This is a genomic window from Flagellimonas sp. S3867 (assembly GCF_014698935.1).
Classification (GTDB): domain Bacteria; phylum Bacteroidota; class Bacteroidia; order Flavobacteriales; family Flavobacteriaceae; genus Flagellimonas.
In genome coordinates this window covers 256,416-272,627 of sequence record NZ_JACVMN010000001.1, presented here as the reverse complement: position 1 = coordinate 272,627, position 16,212 = coordinate 256,416, and the positions used below count along the sequence as shown (strand labels likewise).

Sequence of the window (16,212 nt, the reverse complement as noted above, 5' to 3'; positions counted from 1 at the left end):
ATTTTTTTTCGACTTTATCAACAAACGTTTCAAGTTATCAACAAAAAGCCGGATTTCCCTTGGTTTTACTTGCGTTGCACGCAAATCCGTATAAATTTGTTCAGCATTAAAATTATTTTAACAACAATTAATTTAATTCCATTATGAACAAAACAGAATTAATCGATGCTATGGCAGCTGATGCAGGCATCACAAAAGCAGCGGCAAAAAAAGCATTGGAATCTTTCTTGGGAAATGTAGAAGGATCTCTTAAAAAAGGAAACAGAGTTTCTTTGGTAGGATTTGGTTCTTGGTCAGTATCTAGAAGAAATGCAAGAGAAGGTAGAAACCCTCAAACTGGTCAAACCATACAGATAGCAGCTAAGAACGTAGTAAAGTTCAAAGCAGGTGCTGAATTGAGTGGTGCGGTAAACTAATCATTAGTTTTTATGATATATAGAAGCACTTCCTTTCGGAAGTGCTTTTTTATTTGTGCTCGGTCAGTGGTTTTGTAAATATCATATATTATATTACATTTAGTAATAAGAATCATTGTTTATGGTAAGTAACAAGCCGACAAAAGGAAAATTACTGGTTGCAGAGCCAACGCTTTCTGGCGATGTTTCTTTTAATAGGTCAGTGGTTTTGATCGCTGAACACAACCATGAGGGTTCTGTAGGGTTTATTTTGAACAAACCCTTGGAATATACCATCAATGACCTTATCTCCGAGATTACCATACCATTTAAGGTTTTCAATGGAGGCCCTGTTGAACAGGACAATTTGTACTTTATTCATAAAGTCCCACACCTAATTCATGACAGCATTGAAATTTCTGATGGTATTTTTTGGGGTGGTAATTTTGAAAAAACCATTGAACTAATCAATAACAAAACCATTTCAGAACAAGATATCCGATTTTTCTTGGGATATTCAGGTTGGGATTCCACACAGCTGGACCAAGAGCTTTCATCAAAGTCTTGGGTAGTGGTTCAAAATGAATACGAGAGCAATATTCTTGAAAAATCTTCCAATGCCTTTTGGAAAGAAAAGATGGTAGAGTTGGGTGGCGATTACTTGTTGTGGTCCAATGCTCCTGAAAACCCATCCCTCAATTAGAGTTTAACCCACTCTGGCTTTTGCATTTAATTTTCCAATCAGACTTTTGCTAAAACTGGAATCGTATGTTTTCTTACGATATTTTGTTACAGGTACAATTCCAACAATGCTATTAGTAATAAAAAGTTCATCGGCTTTCTGTAGCTCAAAAGGTGAAATGGACGTTTCTTTTATAGTTGTATTCTCTAATGCGGATAGAATTTCAATTAGTTTTTTTCTAATGATACCATTCAAACAACCATCATCCAATGGTGGAGTTTTCACTTTTCCATCCTTCACCAAAAACAAATTTCCGTTGATGGCTTCCACAACATTTTTGTCATTGTTAACCAATAGGCAGTTGTTATATCCATTTTCTTTGGCATAAACACTGGCCACAACATTCAGTATTTTATTGGTTGTCTTTAAATTCGACAACATATCCTTGTTTACAAAGTAATCCTTGAACAATTCCACTTCATAATCTACATCTTGGTTAAGATAAAAGGGTGATTCAAGGGCATCGACCTCAATCAAATAGGATGTTTCATTGGTTTTGGGGTTGTACAGACCACCTTCATTCCTGAAAACAGTCACTCTCACCCTCGCAGGTCCATCAATCAAATCGTTTTCCTTTACCGTTTTGATGATCTCATCTTCCAAAAATTCCAATGTGAAGTTCATCGGAATTTCCATACGCAAAATGCGCATTGAAGCCATTAATCTGAAGTAATGATCCTCCCAAAAAAAGATTGTGCCATGCACGCACCTCATGGTCTCAAAAAGGGCATCTCCGTATTTTAATCCCCTATTATCATGTGGTAGGATTGCCTCATTATTGAAACAGATATCCCCATTAAAATTAATCATAAAAAAGTCCCGATTTTTATCGGGACCAAATATACGTTTTAGTTGAGAATACTTCTATTTTGAACCCAATACTTGCTTCAAATCCGCCACTTGATTTTCCCATAACATTTTTGCTTCGTCCACTTCATCCTCATCTGCAAAATCTGTTATGAACAGCGATACATCTTTAGTGATTTCATCTACAATAATCCGCATTTCAAAATAACTATCATCATCATTTTCTTCCCATGCAAACTTGACAAATTCATCACTCTTTCGTTTCAACATTGTGGCGTTTTCTTCGGCACCGTCCCAAATAAAAATAAAAGTTTCACTTCGTGAATTTACATTATCGGCATACCATTCTGACAGGCCCGAAGGTGTGGATATATATTGATAAAGCAACTGTGGGGAAGCTTGGATAACAAACTCTATTTCAAATTTAATCTTATCACTCATTCTTATGATTGGTTTTTCCTTTCGACATTTTTATTATTCGGGAAGATATAAAAATAAATATCAAATAATAAATTAATATGAATTTTGATTCGGCAAAAATTAAACTTTATATTTGCACCCGCAAAAACAAACCACGGCGAGGTAGCTCAGGTGGTTAGAGCGCAGGATTCATAACCCTGAGGTCGGGGGTTCAAGTCCCCCTCTCGCTACCATAAACCCTTGATTTTCAAGGGTTTATTTGTTTTAAGAGCGCAAGACCTTTTGTCCGCCGCACTAAGATTTATTACTTTTTTACGGACATTTATTATCTTTTTTCCCAGTTAGTAACCCTCTGAAACTTTTAATATTTTATAAAGGAATATATCCAAATTTAAACCTTTAGGATCTCAATCCCAATACCCCGACTTAATATCCATTTTGTGACAGATCTTATCAGTGGCATTCTGGTTTCTAAGTAGTATTAACAGAGGCTCTAAGCTGTTTTATCGTTTGGAACAGCTTTATGATTACATGGCTTCTTTTAATAAAAACTTGATATTTTGACCTCTTTGCAATAGCCTGGGAATTCAAATATTCCCAAAATTTAATCTCTACCATTGTTTCGTATCGATTGTAAAGAGTTGCAGTATTTTCAAATATAAAAAAGTTCGGAAAAAAAGTACGGAATTGCATGAAAATGCAATCTGTCATGAACCATCAAAGCTAAGTTTGCGAGCAGTGAATTTGAGAAAATACTTTTTCAGAATCTAATGATTTAAATGCAATTGGAATGTCCCTTCGGGTTCGCAAAATCACGCACCCAGTGCGCTCCCCTTTTGCTTATCGCCATCAATGGGCCTTGTACATTACACCTCATAACAAACCATAGTTTTCCTAAATTTGAATAGCTTTAAGGGCAAAAGGTACAGCCATCGACTACACTTATAACGAATGAGGCACAATGATGCCTGCCCCGTGGGGCTCGCCCCACCACGCCATAAACAAAGCCCATTACATGCAATGAATTAATAATAATATTAGAGTTATGAAAAAAATAATTTCATTCTACAAAGCACATCTTATTTTAACAGTATTACACTGTACAACCTCCTTAATTGCTCAACAACCAAATGAAACAAGATCAACTAAAGATTTATCATTTTTAATTGGTAAATGGAATGTAGAACGGATTTATAACCCAAATAATGATAACGAACGGATTTTGGATGGAACCCTAATATGCGAAGAATCTTTAGATGGCAAGTTTATAAAATGCAGATATGAAATTAATCGGCCAGAAAAAATTAGAGGGTTGGATGAAGTTTTCTTTAACTATAACCCGATTTATAATATGTACGAAAGCATATGGATGAGCTCGACCTGGCCAATTAAAGTACTTATGCAAGGAACTTTACAACATAATACAGATAACATAATATTGAACACCACGGCACATTTTCAAATTGAAAATAGCGTAACAGAATATGTGAAAGATGAGTTAATTATTGGAACAAAGGGAGAAGACCTTAATTCATTTACACGCAAAACATATATAAGAACCTCTGAATATGAAGATGACGACTGGCATCATCATATGACAGAAATAGCCACACGAATAGATAGATAAAGCATGTAATAATGTATAAGCGGCATTAAAACGAGCTCATACTAACCGTTGCCGGCAATGTCCCTTTGGGCACGCAAAATCGCGTAAAAATTACGCCCCCCTTTTGCTCATCGCCGTCAATGGGCTTTGTACACCTAGCCTCAAGATCAAGTTACCTTTCCTTTATATTTATGACAGAAAACTGGCAAAAGGCACAGTCATCAACTATATTTATGGCCTATGAGGCGAGATGATGACTGCCCCGTGGGGCTCGCCCCACCACGCCATAAACAAAGCCCATTAGCGGCAATTAAAACCATTCATCAAATAATGAAAACAATTCTAATACTCTTACTAATACTTTTGACTTCTTGTCAACAAGAATCAACAGATGAAAAAATAAGAAAATCAAACCTTGAATTAACATCTCGTTATTTCAATGAAGTATACAATCAAAATAATATTGACTTAATTGATGAGTTGTTTGTTGAAAATTATGAACATACATCAACGGAAGGAAGAAAATTTAATAATCGGAATGAATTAAAATCTGCCGTTAAAAGAATCGAATCTCTTTTGCCAAATTTAAAACTTGAAATTGTAGAGGCCGTGGCTGATAAAGAAAAAGTTATTTTCTTGATTGGAATGGAATCGGATTTACCAAAAATGGCTAGTTCAACAACCAAAGCTAATAAAACTGATTTTAACGAAACGTTTATCTTTTGGGTTAAGGATAATAAAATATATAAAGGCAGGTCAATTGGGGCTCATTTGCCTTTCATCAAACAAGTTTCTGGATTTGAAGGAGGACTTTTGGATGTTATTAAAACCTTATCGAAGGGAAAGGACTCATTAAATTGAAAAATAAACAGCTGCTAACAATGGGCCTTGTACATTACACCTCATAACAAACCATAGTTTTCCTAAATTTGAATAGCTTTAAGGGCAAATGGTACAGCCATCGACTACACTTATAACGAATGAGGCGCAATGATGGCTCCCGGTGAGGCACGCCCCACACACCATAAACAAAGCCCATTAGAAGTAATTAAAAAATAAATAAATGAAAAAAACAAACTTAAGTTTTTTGTTAATAATCATTTCAATTTTAACTACGAGCATTTATGGTCAAAATCTTGATGATGTTGATATAGATTTAATTAAATCTAAAAATGAGTTGTGGAATACTGCATTTAATAAACGTGATACTATAAATCTTTTTACTCTTTACGCACCTGAATCAATTATGATTTCTGCCGGCGGTAAATGGTTAAATAAAGAAGAAATCAAAGGTATAGTGAGGCGATTATATAACCGTCGACCAGATATTAGTTGGTATAATGAAATTCAGGAAATAGAGGTTAATAAACAGTGGTCTGTAGCATATGAAACAGGAAAATGGACCGAAAGTTGGACCGAAAAAAATGATTCAAAAAAGTCAACAATAGTTGGGAAATATTGGATTATGTATAGAAAAAAAGATAATGATTGGCTTGTCCATTCAGCAATATATACACCACTAACTTGTGAAGGAAGTTATTGTGAAAAATAAAAACTGCTAACAATGGCTACAAGTAATTGCTTGTTCTCGCCTACTTCTGAAAATCCTCGTGGATTTTCACTTTGGTGTGTACTTACAAAGTTAAGTACTAACCTATGCAACTACTCATAGCCGAGACGTTGACGGCAATGTCCCTTTGGGCACGCAAAATCGCGTAAAAATTACGCTCCCTTTTGCTCATCGCCGTCAATGGGCTTTGTACACCTAGCCTCAAGACCAAGTTACCTTTCCCTTATATTTATGACAGAAAACTGGCAAAAGGCACAGCCATCAACTATATTTAAAATTCTATCATTAATAATTCATTTCGAGTCGAAGCTATAATAAAACCACTAACCAATGATAAAATTCTTTAGAAAAATTAGACAAAAACTACTCTCTGAAAATAAATTCAGTAAGTATCTGATTTATGCATTTGGAGAAATAATACTGGTAGTCATTGGGATTTTAATTGCGTTACAGATTAACAACTGGAATGAATCTGAAAAACTACGGAACGTTGAAAAAACATATTTGAATGAAATTAGAAATGATCTAATTCAAGATACATTATTACTTAACAAAGTAATTAGTGCTCGTAAGCTTCGAATTGCTAGGTTTATAGCCTTCGACAGTTCATTGAACTATAGTTTCAGCAAAATAATAGGAGTATTACCTGAGTCAGATAAAGTACATCATATTTCGTACTTTTTTCGTAATCAAAGAGATTTTAGACCAAAATTAGGAACTTATAAATCACTAATATCAGAAGGTAAATCAAGCCTAATATCTAACCGTAAACTATTCAATTTGATTCAGAACGTATATGATGTACATATGAAAAGCTTAGAAGATATTGGGAAAGAGATTGATAGAGGATATAGTGAATATACAAGGAAACACGCATACACACTTAAATACGGAAAATACGATTCTAATAATATTAAAGTTAATGATAGTTTAATTTTGGCAGATTTGAGCATTCAGTTTAATAATATCAATTTTTATACAAGACAAGCTGTTCTGCTAAAAGAAGATATAACCTCTCTAATTGAATTATTAGATGTTGAATCAATACAATTGAATAAATAACGATAGCACAACAATGGCTATAATTCATTGTGGTTTTGTGCCACACCGAAATCATAGTCCAGACCGTCGATGGGCCTTGTACACCACCCCTAACACAAAGTACATTTTCCATATATTTATAACGGGCTATAAGCAAAAGGCACAGCCGCCAACCCAGTCTATGGCGCATGAGGCGTGATGATGGCAGACCCGTGAGGCAACACCATACAAGGTCCATTAGAGTCAATTCACCCACAGTAAATTTTAGGTCTCACATGGTTCCGTAAAAGGAACTTTTTTAGAAACCCATCAGATTTAGCATAAACTGCGCACCAATATTTTACCTAAGGTTGTTCAAATCAAAAGAAGATAACAAACCCATAATCCGTTTATCCAATTTTCTAAAAGGTTATTAATTAATTTAGGGCCAATTAAGGGATGTATTGGAGCATTTTCTATAACATATCATGGCCGAGACATTTGTGCACTATTAGAATAAATAGATGAACTATATAATATTGGACTTGGAAGCAACCTGTTGGAAGGATAGGAACGCAAATAAGCAAAGTGAAATAATTGAGATAGGCGCTTTGAAAATTGACAAGGACGGAAACTTTGTAAACGAATTTTCTGAATTTGTAAAACCGAAACTGAACCCTGAATTATCAGAATTCTGTCACGAACTTTCAACTATTGAACAAGCTGATGTTGACTCGGCCGACCCCTATGATATTGTAGTCCAAAGGTTCAAAGAATGGATAAACCAAAACAAACCATATGTTCTATGTAGTTGGGGGTATTACGATAAAACCCAATTTGCCAAGGACTGTGACCTTCACGGGCTTGACTAAAGTTGGTTGACCAACCATATAAGTTTGAAACATCAATACACAGAAATCAACAAATTAAGGAAACCAATTGGCATGCGTCGAGCTCTTAATAGGGAAGGATTGAATCTCGAAGGAACCCATCATAGGGGAATTGACGATGCAAGAAATATTTCCAAGATTTTTAAGGCATACTTTGATAAATGCGAAATTAAGACCATGGTATAATACCCTTAAAAATCATGATATCCCTCTGGATGCCTAAAAAGAAGTATACAATTGACGATTGGTTTAAAAAGACCTATTTAGATGTACTCACAGTACCGAAAAAATAGAAATTTTAAACTTGGTTTAGCTTTTCAGCTCACCAATGAGAAGATTTAGCTAATGATTTTGCATTTTAAAAAGTACGGTATTTAAGTAAGGATATGCAGGGATATGCAACCACATCAAAATCATTGAATATTGATTATCAAGTATTTACAGTGAATCTCTTTCGCTTCATAGCCCTGAGGTCGGGGGTTCAAGTCCCCCTCTCCCTACAAAAAAAGCCCCCTTTTAAAAGGGGCTTTTTTCATAAAGCTTCAGCTATTATTTTTTCAACAACCTCCGGATTCAACAAGGTGGATATATCACCAAGATTGCTCGTGTCCTTGGAAGCAATTTTTCGAAGAATACGTCGCATAATCTTTCCACTTCGGGTTTTGGGCAAACCGGGAACAAATTGAATTTTGTTCAACTTGGCAATCGGTCCAATATGCTCGGTGATCATTTGATTGATTTCCTTCTTCAGGTTGTCCCTATCTCGAGATTCGCCCGTTTCCTTTAGAATTACATATCCATAGAGCGCATTTCCCTTAATATCGTGCGGAAAACCAACAATGGCTGATTCGGCAACCGCAGGATGCTCATTTATAGCATCTTCAATAGGTGCGGTACCCAAATTATGACCAGAAACGATGATCACATCGTCTACCCTACCTGTGATGCGATAGTAGCCAACCTCATCTCGTAATGCTCCATCGCCTGTAAAGTATTTCCCTTCAAAAGCAGAAAAATAGGTGTCTTTATACCGTTTATGGTCTCCCCAAATCGTTCTCGCCATAGATGGCCATGGAAATTTAATACAAAGTCGACCATCTACCTGGTTACCATGGATTTCTTTTCCATTTTCATCCATTAGGGCGGGTTGTACACCTGGCATGGGCAAGGTTGCGTAGGTAGGTTTTGTAGGCGTTGAAAACGGTACTGGAGAAATTAATATTCCTCCGGTTTCGGTCTGCCACCAGGTATCTACAATCGGACACTTTTTATCACCTACATGATCATTATACCAATGCCATGCTTCCTCGTTTATAGGTTCACCCACAGTTCCCAATACTTTTAAGCTAGAAAGATCATTATTTGTGACAAAATCCAAATTCTCTTTGGCCAAGGCTCTAATTGCGGTTGGAGCTGTATAAAATTGGGTTACTTTGTGCTTTTCAACAATCTCCCAAAACCTTCCAAAATCAGGATAGGAAGGTACTCCCTCAAACATTACGGTTGTGGCACCATTGGCCAAAGGTCCATAAACAATATATGAATGACCTGTAATCCAACCAATATCTGCAGTACACCAGTATACATCATCTTCACGATATTGGAATACATTTTTGAAGGTAAACGCCGTGTACACCATATAGCCCGCCGTGGTGTGCATCATTCCTTTTGGACGACCTGTAGAGCCTGAGGTATATAATATGAACAAAGGGTCTTCGGCATCCATAATTTCAGGTGTACAATCGGAATAGGCCTTATCCAACAGCGGCTGCAACCATTGGTCACGTCCTTTTTCCATTGGTATGTCGGCATTGGTTCTTTTGGCAACCAATACCGTTTCAACTCCCGGGCATTGTTTCAAAGCATCATCTACAATTCCTTTAAGGTCAATGGTTTTGCCACCTCTGTATGATCCATCGGAGGTCAACACCATTTTTGCTTCGCAATCGTTAACCCGGGTGGCCAAGGCGGTGGATGAAAAACCAGCAAATACCACGGAGTGCACGGCACCAATTCTGGCACAGGCTAAAACTGAAATGGCCAATTCGGGAATCATTGGCAAATAAATTACAACCCTATCCCCTTTCTTAATACCCTTATCTTTTAAAACATTGGCGAATTTGCACACACGCTGGTGAAGCTGTTTATAGGTAATATGCTCAGCCTCTTCTTCCGGATTGTTTGGTTCAAAAAGAATAGCCGTTTTATCGCGACGTATATGCAGGTGCCTATCTATACAATTTTCGGTAATATTGAGCTTGGCACCCTCAAACCATTTAACTTCAGGCTTGGAAAAATCCCAATCCAAAACTTTGTCCCATCGCTTACGCCAGACAAAATGTTCTTCTGCGATTTCTTCCCAAAATGCCTCCGGATTTCTTACTGATTTTCTATAAACCTGAAAGTACTCCTCCAAATGTTTAATGTGGTAGTTGCTCATACGTTGTCCTCAAAATTTTGTGAACCCTAAAAATAGCAAAAAAGAAACAGTAGTTTTATCAATTGAGTATTAATCGACGTAAGGGAAATCAGTAACTTCGACTTACTCTCCACAATCGACGAATGACAAAAATAGAAAGATACCATCTTCATAAAAACGACCCCTCCAAGCTTCATTTTGAGGTAAATAATGCTCAACTATACTACAAATCGAACAAGAGTAAAGCTTCTGTTCCCCATAGACATAGTTTTTATCAACTCGTTTGGTTTAAGGAGAAAGGAAGGCATTATGTAGACTATGAAGTGATCAATCATGAAGCGAACTCCATTTTTTTCATCAACAAAAACCAGGTCCACTACTTCTGCCCTGATGCTTCAAATATTGGGTATTTGTTTCACTTCAACGACGAATTCATCAACGCAAGGGATGCTAGTTTGATGGATAGGTTTTCGATATCAATTTTTAACGAAATTGGAAGCTATTGTTTGAAATTATCCGCAACGGAAGCAACCAAATTAGATGGGATAGTTACTTCCATTCAATCTGAACTTACTTCAAAAGAATCTTTTTATAGGGAACAGGTGTACCACTATTTTCAGATTATCTTGTTGCTTATTGAAAGACTCAGAAAAAAGCAACACAATATTGATTTTGATTCCAATGCAGATTTTGGCCTGGCCGCTAGTTTTAAAAAGTTGGTTAGGGAGCGAATTGACCAGTTTTACAGCATCGATTATTATGCAAGTGCTCTGGGCACCAACTCAAAGACCTTGACAACCATAAGCAAAAGGATATTCCTTGCCACCCCTGCCGAAGTAATTCGAGAAAGTAAACTTCTTGAGGCCAAACGCATGCTCTCCAATCAAAAAATATCCATAAAAGAGATTGCCTACGCATTGGGCTTTGATGACCCTACATATTTTACCAAATATTTTAAAAAGGGAATAGGCCATACCCCAAAGGAATTTCAACAAAGCATTCTTTAATTTACCAGTATCGGTCTGTAGATTACCATTTTTTAAGGTGAACTCATGTGAAATTTGCATGGAAAGAAATCCATATAGATTATGAGTAAACAAGCATTAATAGTAGGTGGGTCCACCGGAATTGGAAAGGCCACCGCAGAACTTTTACTAAAAGATGGCATAGCAGTGTCCATTTTAGGGAGAAACGAATCCAATCTTAAAAGCGCAGCCGAAGAACTTTCAGAATTCGGTAAAGTAGAAACCATTCAATTGGATTTGAATGATGGTGACGCTGTGCATGAATTTATATCGACCCTACCCGTTAAGCTGTCAAATTTGGCATATTTGGTCAACGCAGCAGGGTATTTTAGTCCAAAATCTTTTTTGGAGCATTCCAAGGCTGATTATGATATTTACCACAATTTTAACCGTGCATTTTTCTTTATAACCCAGGGAGCGGCTAAAATATTGAAGGCTAATGGAGGTGGGGCAATTGTAAACATTGGTTCTATGTGGGCCAAACAAGCCATTAAAGCCACGCCATCCTCTGCTTATTCAATGGCAAAGGCAGGATTGCATTCCCTTACACAACATTTGGCAATGGAACTGGCCGAGCATAGTGTTCGGGTAAATGCGGTATCTCCGGCGGTAGTGGTCACGCCAATTTATGGTGCATTTATTGAAAAGGATAAAATTGAAGATACCTTGCAAGGTTTTAATGATTTCCATCCTATCGGACGCGTTGGCAGGGCTCAAGATATAGCACATACTATCCATTTTTTACTTACGGATAAAAGCTCTTGGGTCACCGGTGCGGTTTGGGACATTGATGGCGGAGTAATGGCCGGAAGAAATTGATTCAACAGCTTTCAGCAAGAGACTTTAAAATCCCATCGGACTGTTTCGGTGGGATTTTTTATACATCATATGGCAACAAATTTTAATCGTAATATGTCTTAGGTGCTTTCAATAAAACAGAATGATATTGTTTGGGGAATCCCAGGCATATTCTACTTTTGTAGTGTTGGATTGAAGCTCATTTTCACAACTTCCTAATAAGCTTGCGTAGATTATTTTACGAAAACAAACTATTAGAATTTGAAAGCTATAACAAATAACCTTATCTACCCCATACTTCTTTTATCCTTTTTGGGAATGGGACAAGAAAAATCAAAAGTCAAAAAATTAAAGGTTGATGGTGATTTTAGATTTCGAATCGAACAGGATTGGAACTCCAGAAAATCAGATGGAACATTTAGGGATGATCGTTCCCGCCTACGTTACAGGTTAAGAGCTGGGGTAACCTACCAACACAACGACTGGGCCAGTGTAGGGGCAAGAATTAGAACCGGTGACCCAAAAAAGCAACAAGACCCCCAATTAACCCTTGGAGATGCTTTCAACGAATTTGGAACACTGCCCATTGCCCTCGAAAAGGCCTATTTTAAAGCTCAAAAGAATGGTTACACCGCATGGTTTGGCAAAAACACATTTCCCTATGAAAAAAAGAACGAGCTTTTTTGGAGCGATAACGTATATCCTGAAGGAATTTTTCTAAAGAAGACATTTTCAATTGCTGCCAGTCCTATTGATCAAGTTTCTATAAGTGGAGGGCATTTTATAATCAACACCCGCGGGTCCTCATTTGATTATGACAGCTATTTCCAAGGTTTTCAGATTACTTCTAGTATGTGGGATAAAAGATGGCAATTCTATCCGGGTATCTACCTGTTCAAAAATATACAGAACATTCCCGATGGTGCGGCTACTTTTCTTTTTGACTATTCTATATTGCATTTGGGAACTTCGTTCAAACCTTTTAAATCGAGTCCTGTCAATGTTGAAATGGATTATTACCAAAATCTTGAAAACTATACCACTAATGACTCAATCCCTGTTGATTTCAAAGATCAAAAAAAAGGTTGGTCATTGGCTGTTGGCTATGGAAACCTAAAAGAAAGGAAGGATTGGATGGTTAAAGTCACATATACCCACCTTGAAAGGTATGCAGCGGTTGACTTTCTTACTCAAAATGATTGGGTCAGATGGGATTATTCGTCTTTTGATTCCCCAGATGGGAGACTGACCAATCTCAAGGGATTGGAATTTGTTTTGGGGCATATGATAGGCAGGAACATGTCCTTGAAAATGAAATATTATTGGGTAGAACAGTTAGTCCCGTTAGAAACCGTATTGGAAAATGGACAACGTATCCGTTTGGATTTTGATATCCGGTTGTGAGCTAACATTCGCCAAAAAAAACAAGAATCAATGATCTACGGCATCTCCTGCTCCACTCGGTATACGAATATTTTCCACAATTTCTTGTACAGATTCCGGAGGAGCTGAATAAAATCTAGAAACAACAAGTGCTATCGCGAAGTTGACCAACATTCCCACAGTTCCAAAACCTTCTGGAGAAATGCCAAACCACCAATCATCAGCGGTGCTGGTTTCAGGATCTCCAATCCACCCCAGTTTGAATCTAGCAATATAATAGGTCGTTATGGCCAAACCAGCAATCATTCCAGTTATGGCTCCTTCCCTATTCATTCGCTTGCTGAATATTCCCATTACAATAGCTGGGAAAAAGGACGAAGCTGCCAATCCAAAGGCCAACGCAACCACTGAAGCTACAAAACCTGGCGGATGGATTCCAAAGTATCCAGCAACCATTACGGCGAGAACAGCCGCAAGGCGAGCAATCAGAAGTTCTTTTTTATCCGAAATGTCTGGAGCAAATTGTTTTTTGATCAAATCGTGCGAAATAGATGTGGAAATCACCAAAAGTAGGCCAGCTGCAGTTGATAAAGCTGCTGCCAGACCGCCTGCGGCGACCAAAGCGATGATCCAATTGGGTAAACCAGCTATTTCCGGATTTGCCAGAACTGTTATATCCCGATCTACGTATAGTTCATTGGCAGTAGTACTTGCGTTGGAAATTCTTCGCTGTCCATAATCTCCTTTTCCTTGTACAAACACCGGTTTTTTACCATCAATGGCCGAACCAGGTAGGTATTGGATTTTTCCATCACCATTTTTGTCCGTCCAGGCAATGAGTCCTGTATCCTCCCATTTGGTAAACCATGACGGAATTTCTTGATAGGGAGTATCTTCAACTGTTTCCATTAGGTTGGTGCGAGCAAAGACGGCAATGGCTGGAGCAGTTGTATACAAAATTGCAATGAACAACAAGGCATAGCCAGCCGATTTACGGGCATCTTTTACCTTGGGTACGGTAAAGAACCGGATAATTACATGGGGCAGGCCTGCTGTACCCAACATCAATGCAGCTGTAATGAAAAAGACATCGGTTGTTGATTTTGTACCATCGGTATATGCGGTAAATCCAAGTTCGGTCATCAAACCATCCAACTTGTCCAAAAGAAAAACTCCATCTTCACCTGCTGAACCAAAGCCTAATTGAGGGATTGGGTTTCCGGTGGCCATTATCGAAATAAAAATAGCCGGGACCATAAAGGCGAAAATCAACACACAATATTGTGCGACTTGGGTATAGGTGATTCCCTTCATTCCTCCTAAAAAGGCGTAGAACAACACCACGGTCATTCCAATATAGACGCCGGTATTTACCTCAACATCCAAAAAGCGTGAAAAAACCACCCCCACGCCCCGCATCTGCCCTGCGACATAGGTAAATGACACAAAAAGTGCGGCAATCACGGCAACGGTACGTGCCACATTACTATAGTAACGGTCACCGATGAAATCGGGAACTGTAAATTTTCCAAACTTGCGTAAATAGGGAGCCAGTAATAAGGCCAAAAGCACATAACCGCCTGTCCACCCCATTAGATATACCGAGCCATCATAACCTGAAAAAGCGATGATTCCTGCCATACCTAAAAAGGAGGCTGCTGACATCCAGTCTGCAGCCGTAGCCAATCCGTTGGCCAATGGGGAAACTCCTCCCCCAGCCACATAAAACTCTTTGGTAGAACTGGCCCTAGACCAAATGGCAATTCCTATATATATTGCAAAAGTGATTCCGACGATGATAAACGTCCAAGTTTGAATTCCCATATCTTATTCGTTAACCTTGTATTTTTTATCCAACTTGTTCATCAGACGGACATAGATGAAGATCAATATCACAAAAACGTAAATGGAGCCTTGTTGGGCAAACCAGAAGCCTAGTTTAAACCCTCCTAAGCGAATGGTATTTAGTTCGTCCACAAGAAGGATTCCAAATCCATAAGAGACCAAAAACCATATTACGAGAAGGATAGCGAGATATTTTAAATTCTCCCGCCAATATTTTTTGCGTAGTGCTGCGTCCATTTTAAGGTTGGTTTATTCTTGAAATATATGAAATATGGAACAACTTGCCTTCGAAAAACGAGAGCACTCACAAAAAGCTTTCTAAAATTGATATTTAGCGAGCTGCGTTCAGATAGTTTGATACGTTTGCACCAATGCGCTCATGGATGTTGGAAACATCGGCCTTTTCAAAAGGTTCACCCATAATGCTTTCGTACAATTCGATATACCGGTTTGAAACCGATTCGATGTACTCATCACTCATTTCTGGTAGTTTTTGGCCTTCCAATCCTTGAAATCCGTTTGAAATGAGCCATTGCCGAACAAATTCCTTGGATAATTGTTTTTGCGGCTCTCCATTTGCTTGTCGTTCTTCATAACCGTCAGCATAAAAATAGCGTGAGGAATCTGGAGTATGGATTTCATCTATCAATACAATTTCTCCATCCTTGGTCTTTCCAAATTCGTATTTAGTGTCAACAAGAATCAAACCTCTTTTAGCTGCCAATTCCGTACCTCTTTGAAACAGTGCCTTGGTATATTTTTCCAAAATAATATAATCGGCTTCAGATATGATGCCCCTTTCTAAAATATCTGCCTTGGAAATATCTTCATCATGATCTCCTTGTTCCGCTTTGGTTGCAGGCGTAATTATGGGTTCTGGAAACTTGTCATTTTCCTTCATTCCTTCGGGCATGGGCTCTCCGCATAAAACCCGTTTTCCGGCTTTGTATTCTCGTGCAGCGTGACCAGACATATAACCCCTGATGACCATTTCAACTTTAAAAGGTTCACAGGCCTTACCCACGGCAACATTGGTATCGGGAGTGGCCATTAACCAATTGGGGACAATATCTTCCGTAGCCTTCATCATTTTGGTGGCAATTTGATTCAGAATCTGTCCTTTGTATGGGATTCCTTTGGGCATGACCACATCAAAAGCGGACAGGCGGTCGGTGGCTATCATAACCAAAATGTCATCTTCCAACGTATAAACTTCCCTTACTTTTCCTTTGTAAATCGATTTTTGTCCGGAGAAATGGAAATTGGTATCCATTAATGTGTTTGGCATGCTA

The 16,212-nt window shown here is 38.0% G+C and carries 17 protein-coding genes and 1 tRNA gene; 12 read left to right on the top strand and 6 right to left on the bottom strand.

Going from position 1 to position 16,212, the window contains the following annotated elements; all coding sequences use genetic code 11:
• Positions 1-143: 143 nt before the first annotated feature.
• Together IAG46_RS01220 and IAG46_RS01215 are read left to right on the top strand one after the other, a co-directional pair.
• Entirely contained in the window at positions 144-416 is a 273-nt protein-coding gene (locus IAG46_RS01220; RefSeq protein WP_190808499.1) for an HU family DNA-binding protein, read from the top strand.
• A gap of 121 nt (positions 417-537) precedes the next feature.
• Positions 538-1,098, top strand: coding sequence for a YqgE/AlgH family protein (locus tag IAG46_RS01215; RefSeq protein WP_190808498.1), 561 nt, complete (start codon positions 538-540; stop codon positions 1,096-1,098).
• Between the two features lie 3 nt (positions 1,099-1,101).
• Here the strand turns inward: IAG46_RS01215 and IAG46_RS01210 are convergent, their stop codons facing one another.
• The gene (locus IAG46_RS01210) at positions 1,102-1,947 is read right to left on the bottom strand and encodes an aminotransferase class IV (RefSeq protein WP_190808497.1); all 846 of its coding nucleotides are present in this window, start codon (positions 1,945-1,947) and stop codon (positions 1,102-1,104) included.
• A gap of 54 nt (positions 1,948-2,001) precedes the next feature.
• Entirely contained in the window at positions 2,002-2,385 is a 384-nt protein-coding gene (locus tag IAG46_RS01205) for an START-like domain-containing protein (protein WP_190808496.1), read from the bottom strand.
• A gap of 135 nt (positions 2,386-2,520) precedes the next feature.
• Here IAG46_RS01205 and IAG46_RS01200 point away from each other — a divergent pair.
• From IAG46_RS01200 to IAG46_RS17725, 7 genes are all read left to right on the top strand, one after another.
• A tRNA-Met gene (locus IAG46_RS01200) sits at positions 2,521-2,597 on the top strand.
• A gap of 812 nt (positions 2,598-3,409) precedes the next feature.
• The gene (locus tag IAG46_RS01195; protein WP_190808495.1) at positions 3,410-3,991 is read left to right on the top strand and encodes a DUF1579 family protein; all 582 of its coding nucleotides are present in this window, start codon (positions 3,410-3,412) and stop codon (positions 3,989-3,991) included.
• A gap of 219 nt (positions 3,992-4,210) precedes the next feature.
• Positions 4,211-4,831, top strand: coding sequence for a nuclear transport factor 2 family protein (locus IAG46_RS01190; protein ID WP_190808494.1), 621 nt, complete (start codon positions 4,211-4,213; stop codon positions 4,829-4,831).
• 202 nt (positions 4,832-5,033) lie between these two features.
• Positions 5,034-5,522: a DUF4440 domain-containing protein gene (locus IAG46_RS01185; protein ID WP_190808493.1), complete on the top strand. Its 489-nt coding sequence runs from the start codon at positions 5,034-5,036 to the stop codon at positions 5,520-5,522.
• Positions 5,523-5,870: 348 nt separating this feature from the next.
• Positions 5,871-6,602: a DUF6090 family protein gene (locus tag IAG46_RS01180; RefSeq protein ID WP_190808492.1), complete on the top strand. Its 732-nt coding sequence runs from the start codon at positions 5,871-5,873 to the stop codon at positions 6,600-6,602.
• A 482-nt stretch (positions 6,603-7,084) separates the two neighbouring features.
• The gene (locus IAG46_RS17610; RefSeq protein ID WP_223826538.1) at positions 7,085-7,432 is read left to right on the top strand and encodes a 3'-5' exonuclease; all 348 of its coding nucleotides are present in this window, start codon (positions 7,085-7,087) and stop codon (positions 7,430-7,432) included.
• A gap of 72 nt (positions 7,433-7,504) precedes the next feature.
• Complete coding sequence (locus IAG46_RS17725; RefSeq protein ID WP_255512454.1) at positions 7,505-7,636, top strand: hypothetical protein; 132 nt, start codon at positions 7,505-7,507, stop codon at positions 7,634-7,636.
• A 346-nt stretch (positions 7,637-7,982) separates the two neighbouring features.
• Here the strand turns inward: IAG46_RS17725 and acs are convergent, their stop codons facing one another.
• Positions 7,983-9,890: an acetate--CoA ligase gene (acs, locus tag IAG46_RS01170; protein ID WP_190808491.1), complete on the bottom strand. Its 1,908-nt coding sequence runs from the start codon at positions 9,888-9,890 to the stop codon at positions 7,983-7,985.
• Positions 9,891-10,012: 122 nt separating this feature from the next.
• On the opposite strand from acs, the gene IAG46_RS01165 reads away from it, so the two are divergent.
• From IAG46_RS01165 to IAG46_RS01155, 3 genes are all read left to right on the top strand, one after another.
• Entirely contained in the window at positions 10,013-10,876 is an 864-nt protein-coding gene (locus tag IAG46_RS01165; RefSeq protein WP_190808490.1) for an AraC family transcriptional regulator, read from the top strand.
• An 81-nt stretch (positions 10,877-10,957) separates the two neighbouring features.
• The gene (locus IAG46_RS01160; RefSeq protein ID WP_190808489.1) at positions 10,958-11,713 is read left to right on the top strand and encodes an SDR family NAD(P)-dependent oxidoreductase; all 756 of its coding nucleotides are present in this window, start codon (positions 10,958-10,960) and stop codon (positions 11,711-11,713) included.
• A 240-nt stretch (positions 11,714-11,953) separates the two neighbouring features.
• Positions 11,954-13,096 carry a putative porin gene (locus IAG46_RS01155; RefSeq protein ID WP_190808488.1) on the top strand — a complete coding sequence of 381 codons (1,143 nt, stop codon included), beginning with the start codon at positions 11,954-11,956 and terminating at the stop codon, positions 13,094-13,096.
• 27 nt (positions 13,097-13,123) lie between these two features.
• On the opposite strand, the gene IAG46_RS01150 is transcribed toward IAG46_RS01155, so the two are convergent.
• The 3 genes from IAG46_RS01150 to IAG46_RS01140 all read right to left on the bottom strand — a co-directional run bounded on the left by IAG46_RS01150 (position 13,124) and on the right by IAG46_RS01140 (position 16,208).
• Positions 13,124-14,899 carry a sodium:solute symporter family protein gene (locus tag IAG46_RS01150; RefSeq protein ID WP_190808487.1) on the bottom strand — a complete coding sequence of 592 codons (1,776 nt, stop codon included), beginning with the start codon at positions 14,897-14,899 and terminating at the stop codon, positions 13,124-13,126.
• Between the two features lie 3 nt (positions 14,900-14,902).
• Positions 14,903-15,157, bottom strand: a complete 255-nt coding sequence (locus tag IAG46_RS01145; protein WP_190808486.1) for a DUF4212 domain-containing protein — start codon at positions 15,155-15,157, stop codon at positions 14,903-14,905.
• 94 nt (positions 15,158-15,251) lie between these two features.
• Entirely contained in the window at positions 15,252-16,208 is a 957-nt protein-coding gene (locus tag IAG46_RS01140; RefSeq protein WP_190808485.1) for a phosphoribosylaminoimidazolesuccinocarboxamide synthase, read from the bottom strand.
• Between the last annotated feature and the right edge of the window lie 4 nt (positions 16,209-16,212).